General features: G+C 56.1%; 18 protein-coding genes. 12 read left to right on the plus strand and 6 right to left on the minus strand.

All coding sequences use genetic code 11. The features are described 5' to 3' along the window. Window positions 1–3: 3 nt before the first annotated feature. From rfaC to MC50_RS07660, 3 genes are read left to right on the plus strand one after another with little or no spacing between them, the layout of a single operon-like run. A complete protein-coding gene (gene rfaC / locus MC50_RS07650; protein ID WP_032690275.1) occupies window positions 4–975 on the plus strand; it encodes a lipopolysaccharide heptosyltransferase RfaC in 972 nt (323 codons plus the stop codon). Then, window positions 975–1,883 carry a sugar glycosyltransferase gene (locus tag MC50_RS07655; protein ID WP_032690274.1) on the plus strand — a complete coding sequence of 303 codons (909 nt, stop codon included), beginning with the start codon at window positions 975–977 and terminating at the stop codon, window positions 1,881–1,883. Before rfaC ends, MC50_RS07655 begins: the two co-directional genes overlap by 1 nt. Then, complete coding sequence (locus MC50_RS07660; protein WP_046853333.1) at window positions 1,861–3,033, plus strand: O-antigen ligase family protein; 1,173 nt, start codon at window positions 1,861–1,863, stop codon at window positions 3,031–3,033. The genes MC50_RS07655 and MC50_RS07660 overlap by 23 nt, the downstream gene beginning before the upstream one ends. 46 nt (window positions 3,034–3,079) lie before the next feature. On the opposite strand, the gene MC50_RS07665 is transcribed toward MC50_RS07660, so the two are convergent. Further along, window positions 3,080–4,162 (minus strand): glycosyltransferase family 9 protein, encoded by a 1,083-nt coding sequence (locus tag MC50_RS07665; RefSeq protein WP_032690272.1) that lies wholly within the window; start codon window positions 4,160–4,162, stop codon window positions 3,080–3,082. Between the two features lie 20 nt (window positions 4,163–4,182). After that, window positions 4,183–5,145, minus strand: a complete 963-nt coding sequence (locus MC50_RS07670) for a polysaccharide deacetylase family protein (protein WP_032690271.1) — start codon at window positions 5,143–5,145, stop codon at window positions 4,183–4,185. 111 nt (window positions 5,146–5,256) lie between these two features. On the opposite strand from MC50_RS07670, the gene rfaQ reads away from it, so the two are divergent. The 7 genes from rfaQ to coaD all read left to right on the plus strand — a co-directional run bounded on the left by rfaQ (window position 5,257) and on the right by coaD (window position 12,207). Beyond that, window positions 5,257–6,333: a putative lipopolysaccharide heptosyltransferase III gene (rfaQ, locus tag MC50_RS07675; RefSeq protein ID WP_047663594.1), complete on the plus strand. Its 1,077-nt coding sequence runs from the start codon at window positions 5,257–5,259 to the stop codon at window positions 6,331–6,333. Then, a complete protein-coding gene (locus MC50_RS07680; protein WP_047663595.1) occupies window positions 6,330–7,457 on the plus strand; it encodes a glycosyltransferase family 4 protein in 1,128 nt (375 codons plus the stop codon). The genes rfaQ and MC50_RS07680 overlap by 4 nt, the downstream gene beginning before the upstream one ends. A 2-nt stretch (window positions 7,458–7,459) precedes the next feature. Then, complete coding sequence (locus MC50_RS07685; RefSeq protein ID WP_032697010.1) at window positions 7,460–8,554, plus strand: glycosyltransferase; 1,095 nt, start codon at window positions 7,460–7,462, stop codon at window positions 8,552–8,554. A 30-nt stretch (window positions 8,555–8,584) separates the two neighbouring features. After that, window positions 8,585–9,574, plus strand: a complete 990-nt coding sequence (locus MC50_RS07690; RefSeq protein ID WP_032690267.1) for a glycosyltransferase — start codon at window positions 8,585–8,587, stop codon at window positions 9,572–9,574. 91 nt (window positions 9,575–9,665) lie between these two features. Continuing rightward, complete coding sequence (gene waaA, locus MC50_RS07695; RefSeq protein WP_032690266.1) at window positions 9,666–10,940, plus strand: lipid IV(A) 3-deoxy-D-manno-octulosonic acid transferase; 1,275 nt, start codon at window positions 9,666–9,668, stop codon at window positions 10,938–10,940. Next, window positions 10,940–11,710, plus strand: coding sequence for a glycosyltransferase family 2 protein (locus MC50_RS07700; protein WP_032690265.1), 771 nt, complete (start codon window positions 10,940–10,942; stop codon window positions 11,708–11,710). The genes waaA and MC50_RS07700 overlap by 1 nt, the downstream gene beginning before the upstream one ends. 2 nt (window positions 11,711–11,712) lie before the next feature. Beyond that, window positions 11,713–12,207: a pantetheine-phosphate adenylyltransferase gene (gene coaD / locus MC50_RS07705; protein WP_032690264.1), complete on the plus strand. Its 495-nt coding sequence runs from the start codon at window positions 11,713–11,715 to the stop codon at window positions 12,205–12,207. Window positions 12,208–12,299: 92 nt separating this feature from the next. On the opposite strand, the gene mutM is transcribed toward coaD, so the two are convergent. The 4 genes from mutM to radC form a co-directional block, all read right to left on the minus strand. Then, window positions 12,300–13,109 carry a bifunctional DNA-formamidopyrimidine glycosylase/DNA-(apurinic or apyrimidinic site) lyase gene (mutM, locus tag MC50_RS07710; protein ID WP_032697013.1) on the minus strand — a complete coding sequence of 270 codons (810 nt, stop codon included), beginning with the start codon at window positions 13,107–13,109 and terminating at the stop codon, window positions 12,300–12,302. Between the two features lie 146 nt (window positions 13,110–13,255). After that, complete coding sequence (gene rpmG / locus MC50_RS07715) at window positions 13,256–13,423, minus strand: 50S ribosomal protein L33 (protein ID WP_003024094.1); 168 nt, start codon at window positions 13,421–13,423, stop codon at window positions 13,256–13,258. A 20-nt stretch (window positions 13,424–13,443) separates the two neighbouring features. Further along, entirely contained in the window at window positions 13,444–13,680 is a 237-nt protein-coding gene (rpmB, locus tag MC50_RS07720; RefSeq protein ID WP_002436699.1) for a 50S ribosomal protein L28, read from the minus strand. A 216-nt stretch (window positions 13,681–13,896) separates the two neighbouring features. Continuing rightward, window positions 13,897–14,562 (minus strand): RadC family protein, encoded by a 666-nt coding sequence (gene radC, locus MC50_RS07725; protein WP_032690262.1) that lies wholly within the window; start codon window positions 14,560–14,562, stop codon window positions 13,897–13,899. A 174-nt stretch (window positions 14,563–14,736) separates the two neighbouring features. Between radC and coaBC the strand changes: the two genes are divergently transcribed. Both coaBC and dut read left to right on the plus strand, forming a co-directional pair. After that, window positions 14,737–15,948, plus strand: coding sequence for a bifunctional phosphopantothenoylcysteine decarboxylase/phosphopantothenate--cysteine ligase CoaBC (gene coaBC, locus MC50_RS07730; RefSeq protein WP_072000064.1), 1,212 nt, complete (start codon window positions 14,737–14,739; stop codon window positions 15,946–15,948). Beyond that, entirely contained in the window at window positions 15,926–16,384 is a 459-nt protein-coding gene (gene dut / locus MC50_RS07735; RefSeq protein WP_004868951.1) for a dUTP diphosphatase, read from the plus strand. Before coaBC ends, dut begins: the two co-directional genes overlap by 23 nt. Window positions 16,385–16,461 lie beyond the last annotated feature (77 nt).

Here is a 16,461-nt window from a genome sequence, read left to right on the forward strand (position 1 = left end):
CGGATGCGGGTATTGATCGTAAAAACCTCGTCCATGGGCGACGTCCTGCATACGCTGCCCGCGCTGACCGATGCCGCGCAAGCTTTTCCCGGCATTCGCTTTGACTGGGTCGTCGAGGAAGGGTTCGCCCAGATTCCGTCCTGGCATGAAGCGGTGGATCGGGTGATTCCCGTCGCCATTCGCCGCTGGCGTAAAGCCTGGTTTTCCGCGCCGGTGAAGGCCGAACGCCAGGCCTTTCGCGATGCCGTACGGGCACAGAAATATGACGCGATTATCGACGCCCAGGGTCTGGTCAAAAGCGCCGCGCTGGTCACCCGGCTGGCGCGCGGCGTGAAGCACGGTATGGACTGGCAAACCGCCCGCGAGCCGCTGGCCAGCCTGTTCTACAATCGCCGCCACCATATTGCGAAACAACAGCATGCCGTTGAGCGCACTCGCGAACTGTTCGCCAAAAGCCTGGGCTACGCCCGACCGGAAAGCCAGGGGGATTATGCCATCGCCCGCCACTTTACCCGCCCGGAAACCGCCACTGCTGTGCCGTACCTCGTCTTCCTGCATGCCACGACCCGCGATGACAAACACTGGCCAGAAAGCCACTGGCAGGCGCTTATCGCCCTGCTGGCCGACAGCGGCCTGCAGATTAAGCTGCCGTGGGGCGCCCCGCATGAAGAAGCGCGGGCTAAACGGCTGGCGGAGGGTCACGACTTTGTCGACGTTCTGCCGCGCATGAGCCTGGAGCAGGTCGCTCAGGTTCTGGCGGGCGCCAGAGGCGTGGTTTCCGTTGATACCGGCCTGAGCCATCTGACCGCCGCGCTCGATAAACCCAATTTTACGTTATATGGCCCCACCGACCCGGGGTTGATTGGCGGTTACGGTAAAAATCAGTATGTCGTACGTCCGGAAAGCGGCAACAGCACCGGGGATATTTCCGCCGCCCGCATCGCGCAGCTGCTGCAATCTCAGGGGCTGATTTAATGGGTTCACTGTACAAGCAAATTTACCGCTACACGCACCCGCGTGCTTTTCGCCATAACGAAAATCTCTGGCCGTATACCAAAATCACCCGGGGCGAAAGCGGTGAAATCCGCACGCTGCAGTACAAAGGTCAAAATATTCCGCTGGTCAGCCTGAGCGCGTTAAAAAACAGCGCGCATGGCGAGGTTTTGTTGACGGCGACCGGCCCCTCTACCCGCGGTATTGATTTTTCACGACTGCCGGAGAGCGTGCCGGTGATGGGCGTCAACGGCGCCTGGTTTCTCTCTGATACGCTGCGGTTTTCGTTCTACACCATTGTCGATATGGAGTTTTACGACAAGCAGCCCGACATTATTCGCTCGGTGATCGGCCAGCCCGATCTTGTGCTGTTTACCACCATGCACGGGATCGCCAAAATCTACGATCGCTATCCGGCCGATCTGCGCTGCCGCCTGGCGCTGATTGAAGACGGCTGCTATAAAATTTACCAGCCTAAGGTCGCCAGCAGCGTGATGCGGAAAACCTATCAGCATATCGAAGCGCTGCGTTTCCACCCTGAGCGTCAGGATATCTGCTTTAGCACCGATATCCGCCACGGGGTCTTTGATGCCGGAACCGTGGTCTACTGGTCCTTACAGATCCTCGCCTGGCTGGGATTCGACACCATTCTTATCAGCGGGCTGGACATGAATAATTTCCACCAACCGCGGTTCTACGAAACACAACAGAATAAACTGCCTTCCTACCTGGCAAACAAAGTGGATGACCTGGTCATCCCGTCCTTTTCGCACGCCGCTTGTGTGCTACAACAAAACCATATTCGGGTCATCAATTTCTCTCAGGAGAGTGCGGTGCCGGAAACGATTTTTGCAAAGGTTTCTTTTGATGCGTACTTTAAAAATAAGTAACTATGCCATTCAGGGTTACTCCCTTTTCTTTCCCTTATTTTTATTTTTCAGCGCTATTTTTTGCATCTCCACCCGGACGAATAACCTGCTCCACCTGTCAATTCTGCTGTTCCTGCTGTCTTTACTGAACAAAGACCATCGCCAGGCGCTGGCGGAGAGTACCCGCCAGCAATGGCCGACCTATGCGCTGCTGGTGCTCTTCTTTGTCTACTATGCGCTCAGCAATCTCTGGGGGCATACGCCGCAACATATTGACTCGCCGCTGACTCACGGGACCTATCTCATCTTCTACCTGTTGCTGCTCGCCACCCTGCTGGGCCATCCCCGCACCCGGCATCTGGCGCTGCTCAGCGTGGTTGCCGGAGTCACCGTGCTGTCTGTCTGGACGCTGGCGATAGACCATACGCTGGTACTGACCCTGCGCGAAGTCTCACCGGAAAACCCAGGCCCGACCAACGTTATCGACCTGGCAGGATACTGCGGCATCGCCATCTTAATTTGCTGCCTGCTGTTGAAAGAGAAAGCCGGCCATTATCTCTATCTGCCGATCGCTATCCTGCTGGTGATGATGGTCTTTACCCAGAGCCGCGGGCCGATTATCGCCCTGGCGCTGGCCTTCTGCTGCACGCTGCATCTCCAGGTATTTACGCGCCGTAATTTAGCGATCGTCGCCACGCTGGCGGTGGTGCTCGGGCTGGTCTTCTTCCTGACGCCGGTTGGGGACCTGCTGCTAGCCCGCTTTGAGGAGATGGGGACGCAGAGTGGTCTACGTTTCAGCATCTGGCGCCATACGCTTGCGGAAATCGCGGACCATCCCTGGCTGGGCCGGGGGTTCGATTATGGACTCGAATTCATTAACTACAGCGGTGAACACATCACCACCACCCACAGCGTCTATCTCGGCTCGCTGTTGAAAGGCGGCATCATTGGCCTGCTGCTGCTGCTGGCGGTCATCGCCAGCGGATTATGGCGGGCATGGTGCAAACGCCGCGGCGACAGCCGGTACGGCCTGGCGATCTTCATGTACGCATTGATTTTTATGGCGTCGCAGGGGATGTTTATCGTCAGCAACCCACGAGAAACCTGGGTGCTGTTCTGGCTACCGCTCGGGATTGCGTTAAGCAATAACCTGACGGCAAAACGGCCGTAAGGCCGTCGTGAAACCGTAACAGAAAAGGGCCCGTCCGGGCCCTTTTTTATTGCCGCAAGCGCGTGGCCACCAGACTATCAGCCTGTTCTTTGATCATCGGCCATATGGCGTCAATCGAGACATCCGCCACGTTCTCTTCCTCGCAGACAATCTGTCTGGCCTTAGCATAACCCGGGGCCCAGATGGTATAACCCGGCAGGCCAGTATCCTTGAGCTTGCGCTTGTTATAGACCGCCACCATTGGCTTATCAAACACTCTGGCAATGTGCACAATGGAAGTGTCAGCGGTAATCACCAGATCGCAGCAGCGGATAACTTCTACTGCCGAGTTGATATTGCTGTCAGCCAGATACAGCGCCATATCCAGCCCAAGCTGACGAATTTTCTCACTGCGGCCAACCATCACCACGCTCACTTTATAGGGTAGCTGACGGAGTCGCTCAATGAGCGTGGCGACCTGATGACGGCAGAAGTCCTTATCGGTTGATGCGGTAAAGGGGTTGATGGCGACGCATAGCTGTCTGTCACTTTCTGTCGCCAGTAACTTTTCCACTCGCTCACGCTCGCGTATATCGCCGGGAACGTGATAATGATAGTGCTCATCTCTCACGCCAAAAAGCTTAACCACCTGTTTATAACGGGCGGAAATATGGCTTTTGCTATCATAAAAGGCGATTGACTGGTCATACAGCTTATATTTCTCTTTATTAAAACCAATCACGCAGGGCGCGCGTAAATCAGAGAGAAACTTAAACCGTTCATAGGTTTTCACATCATCAAAATCGATGACCACATCAAAATTAAGTGCCCGTAATGCAGCGAGAGACATCCGCGGTTTATACAAATATATATTCTCAAGAAATATTGAGCCTGCTAATATTTGCATACAGACAGGACCGGTGAGAACAGAGACTTTATAGCCGCGCTCGGCAAGAAGTCTGGCACAGCCTGTGGTCACCACCATGTCACCGACTTTGTCATCCAGACGCAGTAATAAAATGCGTTTCACCTGAGCCGGATTAAACGGCTGGCGCTCAGCTTTATTTCTATAACGAAAATTAATTAAATTAAATTTAATGTCGCGGAAGAAAGCATTCTTCTTCCGCGTCAGTTGTTTAAGGATACGCATACGGTACCTTAGGGTGCCTTTTATCGCTGTGTGTGTTTCCGCTGGTAATATTCTGCCAACGTCATTCCCTTCACCTGCGGCGCCAGCCAGTTAAAAAATGCTTCCAGGTCGACATATAACTGCTCGATATCCTGTTTATTTTTAAATGTCGGGCTGCCGCCAGGCATATACTCAGAAGAGTGCAGCATATATTCGACGTAATCATTACCCTGAGTCAATGTCTGCTGCACCACTTTCTTCATGGTGTCGACATTTCCCCCCATCGGGCGCAGCCAGTGAACGGAAGGCGAGCGCACTTTGCCGCGCAAGCGATCGTAGCCCTGCTTCACGCTGTTCATCCAGCCGGAGTGCTTATACTGAATGCTCATCGGCACTTCCAGCAGCGAAGAGCGGCCTTCGCGACTGATATCATTCTCATCAAGGAAATAGGCATGCTGCGGGAAACGACGGTAATCGGTCCCACCGTCCCCCTGCGGGGCGCCTTTCGCCGTCTTCCAGTTGACCCGCGGCGTGACCGAGCAGTCAACCAGATAGCCATGCTCCACCAGCAGACGGGCGTAGCGCTCATCAAACGCCCAGCGTCCGGCGCGATGGCTGACCATTTTCGTCTGGAAAGTGTCTTCCAGCAGATGGGTCATGTAAGCGACTTTTTCGCGCATCGCCGCATCGGAATATTCAATCAGGTAGGGCTTATGACGCCAGTCGTCATCGGTCAACGGGTCCGTCGGCGGACTGTTCCAGGCGTGGAGGTGCATGCCGATTTCCGCCGTCCCGCGGGCAATCACATCTTTGGCGAATTCGATATAAAAGGGATCAATCGCCATTTCATAGTTGGTCAAATAGACGGGTTTAAAACCATACTTTTCGCAAAGCTGCTGAAAACGCGGTAAATAGCGCGCATTCTCGGTGGTAATGCTGTCATGTTTTTGCCAGAGGTTATCGCCCTCTGTATCAATCGTGATGAGAAATGCGGGATTGTGCACGAAAACGTCCTCAGAGCATACGTATCGGGTCATGGTAGAGCAATACAACGCTTCTCTCAATCAGTCTGATCCCCTAGAATCGGAAACCTGATATTGAATGAAGAACAGAGAATGACGCCTGAAACCCGCACTTCCGGCCCTGTGACCCCGACGCGAATCCTGGTTATTAAGCTGCGCCATCATGGCGATATGCTGCTGATCACGCCGCTCATTCACGCCCTCAAACAGCAATATCCCGCGGCCAGCGTTGATGTTCTGCTTTATGAAGAAACCCGGGATATGCTCGCCGCCAATCCTGATATCAACCAGATTTTCGCCATTGACCGGCGCTGGAAAAAACAGGGCACCGGCCACCAGCTCAAGATGGAGTGGCAGCTGATTCGCGCGCTGCGCCAGCAGCGCTACGATATGGTGCTCAATCTTGCCGATCAGTGGCCAAGCGCAATTATCACCAAACTGACCGGCGCGCCAACCCGTATCGGCTTTGACTTCCCGAAGCGTCGTCACCCGGCATGGCGTTTTTGTCATACCGCTCTCGCCGCAACGCAGCAGCATAACCAGCTGCACACCGTGCAGCAGAATCTGTCGATTCTGGCGCCGCTTGGGCTGGATATTAATGACGCGCCGGCGAAAATGGGCTACAGCGAGCAGGACTGGGACGCCAGCCGTGCGCGGCTGCCGGAAGGATTTCAGGACAACTATATCGTCATTCAGCCGACCTCCCGCTGGTTCTTTAAGTGCTGGCGCGAAGAGCGGATGAGCGCCCTGATTAACGCTCTCTCTGACGCGGGCTATCCGGTCGTGCTGACCTCCGGTCCTGATATCAAAGAGAAGCAGATGATCGAAACCATTATGGCGGGCTGCCCCAATGCGCGTTTGCACTCCCTCGCCGGTCAGCTGACGCTACGCCAGCTGGCATCCATCATCGACCATGGCCGCCTGTTCATCGGCGTCGACTCCGTACCGATGCATATGGCCGCCGCGCTGGGTACGCCGCTGGTGGCGCTGTTCGGCCCCTCCAAGCTCACCTTCTGGCGTCCATGGCAGGCCAAAGGCGAGGTGATCTGGGCGGGGGATTTCGGCTCTATTCCCGACCCGGATGATATCGATACCGGCACAGACGAACGTTATCTCGATTTAATTCCCACCGACGCGGTTATCGCGGCGGCGAAAAAGGTACTGGCATGAGCAAATTCAGGCTGGCCCTGGTGCGACAGAAATATCGCCCGGACGGCGGCGCGGAGCGCTTTGTCTCCCGCGCGCTGGAAGCCCTTGATAGCAGCAATCTTGAACTGAACGTCATTACTCGCGAATGGCAAGGGCCGGTGAAATCCGACTGGAATATTCATATCTGCAACCCGCGTAAGTGGGGGCGGATCAGCCGCGAACGCGGTTTTGCCGACGCCGCCCGCCAGCTGTGGCAGAGCGAACATTTCGATCTGGTGCAGAGTCATGAACGCATTCCCGGCTGCGACCTGTACCGCGCCGGAGACGGCGTGCACCGCCGCTGGCTACAGCAGCGCTCGCGCATTTTGCCCGGCTGGAAAAGCCGCCTGCTGTTTGCCGACCGCTACCATCGCTATGTGATGCAGGCTGAGCGCGAAATGTACCAGGACTCGCACCTGCGCGGCGTCATCTGCAACGCGGAAATGATAAAACGCGAAATTATTGAAGACTTCGGCCTGCCGGCGGAGAAAATCCACGTTATCTATAACGCCATCGATAGCCAGCGTTTTCTGCCGCCTACGGAAGCGGCCTTTGTTGCGCTACGTAACCAATGGAATCTGCCGCTCCAGGCAACCTGCCTGATCTACGTCGGCTCCGGCTTTGAGCGCAAGGGGCTGAATGCGGCGATCCGCGCCATCGCCCCCACCGATCGCTATCTGCTGGTCGTCGGTAAAGACAAAGATCAGCATCGCTATCAGGCGCTGGCGAAAACCCTCAACTGCGAGGAACGGGTCCGCTTTTTCGGCATGCAGTCGGAAACCCTGCCGTTCTATCAGATGGCCGACGGCCTGCTGCTGCCGACGCTGTACGATCCGTTCCCTAACGTTATTCTCGAAGCGATGGCCTGCGGCCTGCCGGTCATTACCACCACCGGCTGCGGCGGCGCGGAGTTTATCGTTCAGGGCAGCAATGGCTATGTTTGCGATGCGCTGGATATCCCGGCGCTTCAGCAGGCGGTGATGGCGCTTCCTGCCCGCGCGTCAGGTTCTGCGGAAGGCCAACGCGCCCGCGAACGCATTATGACCTGCACCAGCGAACGACTCTCGACGCAGCTGCTCTCCCTCTATCAGGATCTGGTGAAATAACGATGCGTATACTGTTTGTGATCGACGGCCTGCCCGGCGGCGGAGCGGAAAAGGTCGTGCTGACCCTGGCAGAGCGTTTTCTGCGCCAGGGCGAACGGGTCTCGCTGTTTTCCCTGCGCGACGTCTGTGATTATGCGCTGCCGGAAGGGCTGGATTATCAGGTTGTGAGCGATCGCAGCCGGACACCCTGGCGCAAAATCACCGAACTTTCGCGCCGTGCCCGCCAGCTGGATGCAGCCATAGTCAACGCCGAGCAGCAGGGCGAATTCGATCTGGTGCTCTCCAACCTGCATAAAACCGATCGCATTGTCGCCCGCAGCCGGTCGCTGAAAAACCGGAACGTCTGGTTCTGCCTGCATGGCGTCTTTTCCACATCCTATCTGGGCCATCGCAGCGGATTTGATCGCTGGATGAAGCAGCAGAAGATTAAGCGTGTCTATCAGGGGCGCAACGTCATTACCGTCTCCGATGCGGTAGGCCAGGATCTGGTCGAACAGTTCGCTATTCGCCCGGCACAGTTAAAAACTATTTATAACCCGTTCGACATTCCCGCTCTGCGCGCCGCCGCCGATGCCCCTGGCGAGCAGCCCGCGGGTGATTATATTATTCACGTCGGTCGGTTCCACCCGGGGAAACGTCACGATCGCCTGATCGAAGCCTATGCGCAAAGCGGAATCACCGCGCCGCTGGTGCTGCTGGGTCAGGGTAAACCGGAGCAGGAACAGCGCCTGCGCCAGTTGGCACAGCAGCTACAGGTTGCCGATCGTGTCCTGTTTAAAGGCTTCCAGAAAAACCCGCTGCCGTGGATTAAGCATGCGCGGATGCTGGTGCTCAGCTCCGACAGCGAAGGCTTTGGTAATGTGGTGGTTGAGGCTCTTCTGCTCAATACCCCGGTCGCCAGCACCCGCTGTCCTGGCGGGGTGACGGAAATTCTCACCGGCGAATTAGCCCGCGGTCTGGCCGATCTGAACAGCCCGGCGCTGGCCCGGACGATGCAAAGCATTTACCATAACCCACCCGCTATCGAACCTTCTGCACTGGAAAAATTCAGTGTGGATACGATTTGTCAGCAGTACCGTCAGCTGCGTCGCGGCTGACGCCGCTATTTAACCAGGATCGAATGATTTATGAGTCAAACGCCTTTACTGAGCATTGTGGCTGCCGTTTATAACGGCGAAAAATTCCTTGCGCAATTCTTTGAGTGCATTGAACAACAGCAGCTGGAAAGCTATGAGCTGATCCTGGTCAACGACGGTTCGACGGACGGTAGCCTGGCGGTTATCGACGAATGGAAAGCACGCTTACCGCATATTATCGTGCTGGAACAGGAAAACCAGGGCGTCTCGGTTGCGCGTAATACCGGCCTGGCTGTGGCAAGCGGCAAGTACCTGGCCTTCCCGGATATTGACGATAAGCTTTATCCTGGAATGTACCGCACGCTGCTGGAGATGGCCGAAAAGGGCCGCCTTGATGTCGCCACCTGTAACGGCCGCTACGTTTACGAAACCCGAAAAGATATCCACCCGATTCTTCCACCGGACCGTCTGCCGTCGACCGGTATCCTGCCAGGCCACGTCTGGCTTAAACAGGCGTTGGATTCGCGCAAATTCCTGCACGTGACCTGGCTGAACATCTATCGCCGCGAATTTATCATGCAGCACAAGTTCCACTTCGAGCCCGGATTACGTCATCAGGACATTCCATGGACCACCGAAGCGCTGCTGGCGGCTGAACGCGTGCAGTACACCAGCGAACAGTTCTACGATTACTATATTCACTCGGAATCGGTATCGCACAAGCCGGACAACGACGACACGCTGATGCGCTCGGCGCGCCACTACATGAAAATTCTGGAGATGCTGGAAGCCATCAACCAACGCTATCCCGATAAGGTGCGTCATATTGCCGCCTGCCGCTGGCAAATCGCCAAAGAGGGGCTGGGAATTATTCATACCTTTGATAGCATGAAAGATGAGTCAAAAAAGCATATTATCATTAAAGAATTCTTTGACCGCGGCATCTGGCGTCTGATCTGGAAAAATGCGCGTACCTTCCGTTTACGCTGGCGCCTTGGCCGACGCTACCTGCGCATTAAACGCTATCGCGACGCGGCCTGACTCTGAATCCCGTTGTTTCCGCCAAAGAGATAGCTTTACGCGGGCTAAATGCTTAGAATTTGCCCGCTAAAACATAAATCGGATAAATCGCTTGGAATTGCTTTATACCACCCTACTCTATCTTATTCAGCCGCTGGTATGGCTGCGACTGCTGCTGCGCAGCCGTAAGGCCCCTGCCTACCGAAAGCGCTGGGCTGAACGTTATGGCTTCTGTCAGAACAAGGTAGCGCCGGATGGGATTCTGCTGCATTCCGTTTCCGTGGGTGAGACGCTTGCTGCTATCCCGCTCGTGCGCGCGCTGCGCCACCGCTACCCCTCGCTGCCTATCACCGTCACCACCATGACGCCGACCGGCTCAGAACGCGCCATGTCCGCCTTCGGCAAAGATGTTCACCATGTCTATCTGCCTTACGATTTGCCCTGCGCCATGAACCGCTTTCTCAACACGGTGCAACCGAAGCTGGTTATCGTGATGGAAACCGAGCTGTGGCCGAATATGGTCGCCGCGCTGCACAAACGTAAAATCCCGCTGGTCATCGCTAACGCCCGTTTGTCGGAGCGTTCCGCCAAAGGCTACGCGAAACTTGGGAAATTTATGCGTCGGCTGCTCAGTCGCATCACGCTGATTGCGGCGCAGAATGAAGAAGACGGCAATCGCTTTCTGGCGCTGGGTCTGAAGCGCAACCAGCTGGCGGTTACCGGCAGCCTCAAATTTGATATTTCCGTGACGCCAGAGCTGGCGGCACGCGCGATTACCCTCCGTCGCCAGTGGGCGCCGCACCGCAAAGTCTGGATCGCCACCAGCACCCATGACGGTGAAGAACAAATTATCCTGCAGGCGCACAGGAAGCTGCTCGATACCTTCCCGGACCTGCTGTTGATTCTCGTCCCTCGTCACCCGGAGCGCTTCGCCGATGCACGAGAAATGGTGCAGAAAGCGGGGATGAGCTTCACGCTGCGCAGTACCGGCGAAATCCCGTCGAATAGCACCCAGGTGGTGATCGGCGATACCATGGGCGAGCTGATGCTGCTGTACGGCATTGCCGACCTCGCCTTCGTCGGCGGCAGTCTGGTCGAGCGCGGCGGTCACAACCCGCTGGAGCCGGCGGCACACGCCATCCCGGTACTGATGGGCCCGCACACCTTCAACTTCAAAGATATTTGCGCCAAGTTGCAGCAGGACGATGGCCTGATTACGGTCACCGACGTCAGTTCGCTGGTCACCCAGGTCGCCAATCTGCTCACCGATGAAGACTATCGACTGTGGTACGGCCGTCACGCGGTGGAAGTGTTGCATCAAAACCAGGGTGCGCTCTCGCGTCTGCTACATTTACTGCAACCCTATCTGCCGCAGCGGAGCCACTAATGTCGACCCGACTGTCCGTCGTGATGATCGCCAAAAATGCGGCGGATCTGCTGGCTGATTGCCTGGCCTCGGTAGACTGGGCCGATGAAATCGTGCTGCTGGACTCTGGCAGTAGCGATAACACCGTCGAACTGGCCCGCAGCCTCGGCGCAACGGTCTACATCAACAGCGACTGGCAAGGCTACGGTATTCAGCGTCAGCGCGCCCAGGACTACGCGACCGGCGACTATGTGCTGATGATTGATACCGATGAGCGCGTGACGCCGGAGCTGGCCAGCTCGCTTCGCCGCGTACTGGAGGCGCCCCAAAGCGGCGCCGTCTACAGCATCGCCCGGCGTAACTATTTCCTTGGCCGCTTTATGCGCCATAGCGGCTGGTATCCCGACCGCGTCATGCGTTTGTACGAACGCAGCCGTTTCCGCTATAACAATAATCTGGTGCACGAATCGCTTGATGCCAAAGGCGCGCAGGTTATCGAGCTGCCGGGCGATTTACTGCATCTGACCTGCCGCGACTTCTCCGGCTTCCAGCAAAAGCAGCTGGCCTATGCCTCAGCCTGGGCACGGGAGCGTCACCAGAAGGGGAAGAAAACCTCTCTGGCGAGCATCTTCGGCCATACGCTGGGAGCTTTTGTGAAAACGCTGCTGCTGCGCGGCGGCGTGCTGGATGGTAAACAGGGCTGGCTACTCGCCGTGGTCAATGCGCAGTATACGTTTAATAAATACACCGAGCTGTGGGCGCTGAGCCGCGGCTATTCAGAGAAAGTGTAATTATGAGCACAAAAGCGATCTATCCGGGCACCTTCGACCCCATTACCAACGGGCATATCGATATCGTCACGCGTGCCGCCAGCATGTTTGACAAGGTGCTGCTGGCCATTGCCGCCAGCCCGAGCAAAAAACCGATGTTCACGCTCGACGAGCGTATTGCGCTGGCGGAGCAGGCAACGGCGCATCTGGTCAACGTCGAGGTGGTTGGTTTCAGCGATCTGATGGCGAATTTTGCCCGCGCGCAGCAGGCGAATATCCTCATTCGCGGTTTACGCGCGGTAGCGGATTTCGAATATGAGATGCAGCTGGCACATATGAACCGCCACCTGATGCCGACCCTGGAAAGCGTCTTCCTGATGCCCTGCAAAGAGTGGTCGTTTATCTCTTCATCGCTGGTGAAGGAAGTGGCCCGCCACCAGGGCGATGTTTCCCACTTCCTGCCGGCCAACGTACACCAGGCGCTGCTGAAAAAGCTGTCATCTTGCGCCGCAGAATGATGCCCGGCCCCCGTCCGGGCTACCCGTCAGCAATCGCGTAGACTCGTAGCCCGCTCAGCGAAGCGTCACCGGGATGGTGGCAACATCAGCCCTTACTTCTGGCACTGGCGGCAATAAAATGTTGCCCGCTGAGCATGTTTGCTGGCCGTAATCGGCGTACCACAAACGCGACAAAGTTCGCCCTTGCGGCCATAAACCTGCAGCTCCTGGGCGAAGTAGCCCGGCTTGCCATCACTTTGCAGGAAATCCTTCAGCGTCGTGCCCCCCTGCTCAATCGAGCGTAGCAGCACCGCTTTAATCACTTTTACCAGCCGTTCGCACTCTTCGCGCGACAGCGAAGACGCCAGCCGATCGGGATGGATCCCGGCCGAAAACAGCGATTCGCTGGCGTAGATATTGCCTACCCCGACCACCAGCTTGTTATCCATCAGCCAGGGCTTAATGGCGGTTTTCTTTTTCGCGCACTTGTGCTGCAAATAGTCGGCATTAAAATCATCGCTTAAGGGCTCTGGACCAAGATGCGCCAACGCAGGATGTCCTTCCAGCGTGCGGGTCCACAGCCAGGCGCCAAAGCGGCGCGGGTCGGTGTAGCGCAGGACCTTGCCATTACTCATCACCAGGTCAACGTGATCGTGCTTTTCTGCGGGCAGCTCTTCACTCAGAATCCGCAGACTTCCCGACATCCCAAGGTGGATAATAATCCAGCCGCCGGGAAGCTCGAGCAGCAGATATTTGGCACGCCGCTGCACGCTCAGCACCGGTATGTCGCTCAACCGATAGATTTCTTCACTGACCGGCCAGCGCAGACGTCCGTTGCGAATAACAGCATGCAGAATGGTCGCGCCCACCAGGTATGGTTCGATGCCACGCCGGCTGGTTTCTACCTCAGGTAATTCAGGCATTCGTTTTCCTCCGTTAACCCAGAGTATTGTGATGCAGCAACAGACGGTAGGGAAGTAAATTCCCGGCAGGGTTTATCCGACGGTGTCTGCCGGACAAAAACAAAAAACCCCGCCGGGGCGGGGTTTTCTTTACAAGGAAACTAAAATTATTTGATTTTAGCTTCTTTGTATAAAACGTGCTGACGGACAACTGGATCGAATTTTTTCAGTTCCAGTTTTTCCGGCTTAGTACGTTTGTTCTTCGTGGTGGTATAGAAGTGACCAGTACCAGCAGAAGAAACCAGCTTGATTTTCTCACGAATACCTTTAGCCATGATTTATTTCCTCTTAGTACTTAGTACTTTTCGCCACGGGCACGCAGTTCAGACAGAACTGTATCGATGCCTTTCTTATCAATAACACGCATACCTTTAGCAGATACACGCAGGGTGACAAAACGCTTTTCGCTCTCAACCCAGAAACGGTGAGAGTGCAGGTTCGGCAGGAAACGGCGTTTGGTCGCGTTCAGTGCGTGGGAACGGTTGTTACCGGTCACCGGACGCTTGCCAGTAACTTGGCAGACTCGGGACATGTCTATTCTCCAAAAATCAAATTAGCTCGAGCTTCGTATGGGGTATCGGCGCCTCGTCAGGCTTTACAGCCCGGTCATCGCAGTTCTAAGTGAACCATCGATTGCCAGGCCCAAATGCCAAACCCGAGATTCTCAAAGGTGGCGTAGTATACGCTGACTCGGCGATGTGCTCAAGTCCCGAACAGACAAAGATCCCGCTGGATCGCGTGATCGGGGCTAAATCCAGCCGCGTTCGGCAAAAGATACGTACGCACCGCGGCCGATTACGAGATGATCGAGTACTCGTATATCCATGAAACCACAACACTTTACCACACGTTCGGTCATCAGTCTGTCGGCCTTACTCGGCTCGGGACTACCGGACGGATGATTATGTGCAAGGATCACCGCAGCGGCGTTCACTTTGATGGCTTCGCGTACAATTTCTCGCGGATGCACCTCTACGTGGCTAAGAGTACCAGAAAAAAGCCGGCTATGTTTCAATACCCGGTTCTGATTATCTAAAAAGATCACGATGAAGATCTCCCGCTCTTCATCAGAGAGATGGCTTTGCAAAAACTCCAGCGTCATCATCGGCGTGACCAGCGAAGGCTCTTCAACCAGCCGCAGGCTAAAATAACGCCGCGCCAGCTCGGCCACCCCTTTTAGCTGGGCATATTTCGCCAGGCCAATCCCGTCTACCGTCTCAAACTGTGCTTTATTCGCTGACAGCAGACCATACAGCGAACCAAAACGCTGTAGCAGGTCATGCGAGTACGTCATGACATCTTTATCCCGCGTTCCGGTGCGTAAAAACAGCGCCAGCAGCTCAACGTCCGACAACGTTTCAATGCCGTAAAGCCACATTTTTTCCCGTGGCATCAGGGGTTCCGGTGTATCCATAGGGCCTCTCCTTTCTCGTGCCCCCCATCCTGGCACAGCCCGACGGTGCTGCCGACTACCGTATATACCTCTTGCGCAGCGCCTCGCAAAGTGAATTCCTGGCAGTCACGCGACGGCGACCGGATTGTGGTAATATGCGCGGATTCTGGTGTACTGCAACAGGAAAGAATCATGATGAGTCTGGCTGGTAAAAAGATCGTTCTTGGCGTGAGCGGCGGCATTGCTGCCTATAAAACGCCGGAACTGGTGCGCCGCCTGCGTGACCGTGGCGCGGATGTGCGTGTTGCCATGACGGAAGCCGCCAAAGCCTTCATTACGCCACTGAGCCTGCAGGCGGTGTCTGGCTATCCGGTCTCCGATAGTCTGCTCGATCCGGCCGCGGAAGCTGCGATGGGTCACATAGAGCTGGGCAAGTGGGCGGACCTGGTTATCCTCGCCCCGGCAACCGCCGATCTGATTGCCCGCGTCGCGGCCGGTATGGCCAACGATCTGGTTTCCACTATCTGCCTCGCGACCCCTTCTCCGGTTGCCGTTGTCCCGGCGATGAATCAGCAAATGTACCGCGCAGCGGCTACGCAGCATAACCTTGAGGTGCTTGCCTCACGCGGCTTACTGCTCTGGGGCCCAGACAGCGGTAGCCAGGCCTGTGGCGACATTGGCCCTGGCCGCATGCTGGATCCGATGACGATTGTTGATTTAGCCGCCGCGCATTTTTCGCCTGTCAAAGATTTGCAACATCTCAACATCATGATTACCGCGGGCCCCACGCGTGAACCGCTGGATCCGGTGCGTTATATTACTAACCACAGCTCCGGCAAGATGGGGTTTGCCATTGCCGCCGCTGCCGCAAGCCGCGGGGCGAACGTCACGCTGGTGAGCGGGCCGGTTGCATTACCGACGCCGCCGTTTGTCCAGCGAATCGATGTAACGACCGCGCTGGAAATGGAAGCGGCGGTCCAGCAAAGCGCTCAGCAGCAGCAGATTTTTATTGGTTGTGCCGCCGTAGCCGACTATCGTGCCGTCGCCATCGCTGAAGAAAAAATTAAAAAGCAAGGTGATGAACTCACCCTCAAAATGGTCAAAAATCCGGATATTGTTGCCGGGGTGGCAGCACTCACGGCTAATCGGCCTTTTGTCGTAGGGTTTGCCGCCGAAACGAATAATGTGGAAGAATACGCGAGGCAAAAACGCGCGCGCAAAAATCTCGACCTGATTTGCGCTAACGATGTTTCGCAGCCTGATCAAGGATTTAACAGCGACAGCAACGCATTACACCTTTTCTGGCAGGATGGAGATAAGCGCTTACCACTTGAGCGTAAAGAACTCCTTGGCCAATTATTACTCGACGAGATCGTGACCCGTTATGATGAAAAAAATCGACGTTAAGATTCTGGACCCGCGCGTTGGCCAGCAATTTCCGCTGCCGACCTATGCCACCTCCGGCTCCGCCGGACTTGACCTGCGAGCCTGTCTCGACGACGCCGTAGAGCTGGCGCCGGGTGCAACCACGCTGTTGCCGACCGGTCTGGCTATTCATATCGCCGATCCGTCTCTGGCGGCGGTGATTCTACCGCGCTCCGGGCTGGGTCATAAGCACGGCGTGGTTCTGGGCAACCTGGTTGGTCTTATCGACTCCGACTACCAGGGGCAGCTGATGGTTTCCGTCTGGAACCGCGGCCAGCAGAGCTTTACGATTGAACCTGGCGAGCGCATCGCTCAAATGGTCTTTGTACCCGTCGTACAGGCGGAATTTAACCTGGTGGAAGATTTTGACGCCACCGAACGTGGCGAAGGTGGCTTTGGTCACTCAGGGCGCGCATAAGCCCGACCACATCGAATCCGCATCCCAAAGTGCACTAATGCAATAACATCACCGCAAACGACCGTTTGCGGTCACTT

The organism is Klebsiella planticola (assembly GCF_000783935.2).
In the GTDB taxonomy this organism is placed as follows: Bacteria; Pseudomonadota; Gammaproteobacteria; order Enterobacterales; family Enterobacteriaceae; genus Klebsiella; species Klebsiella planticola.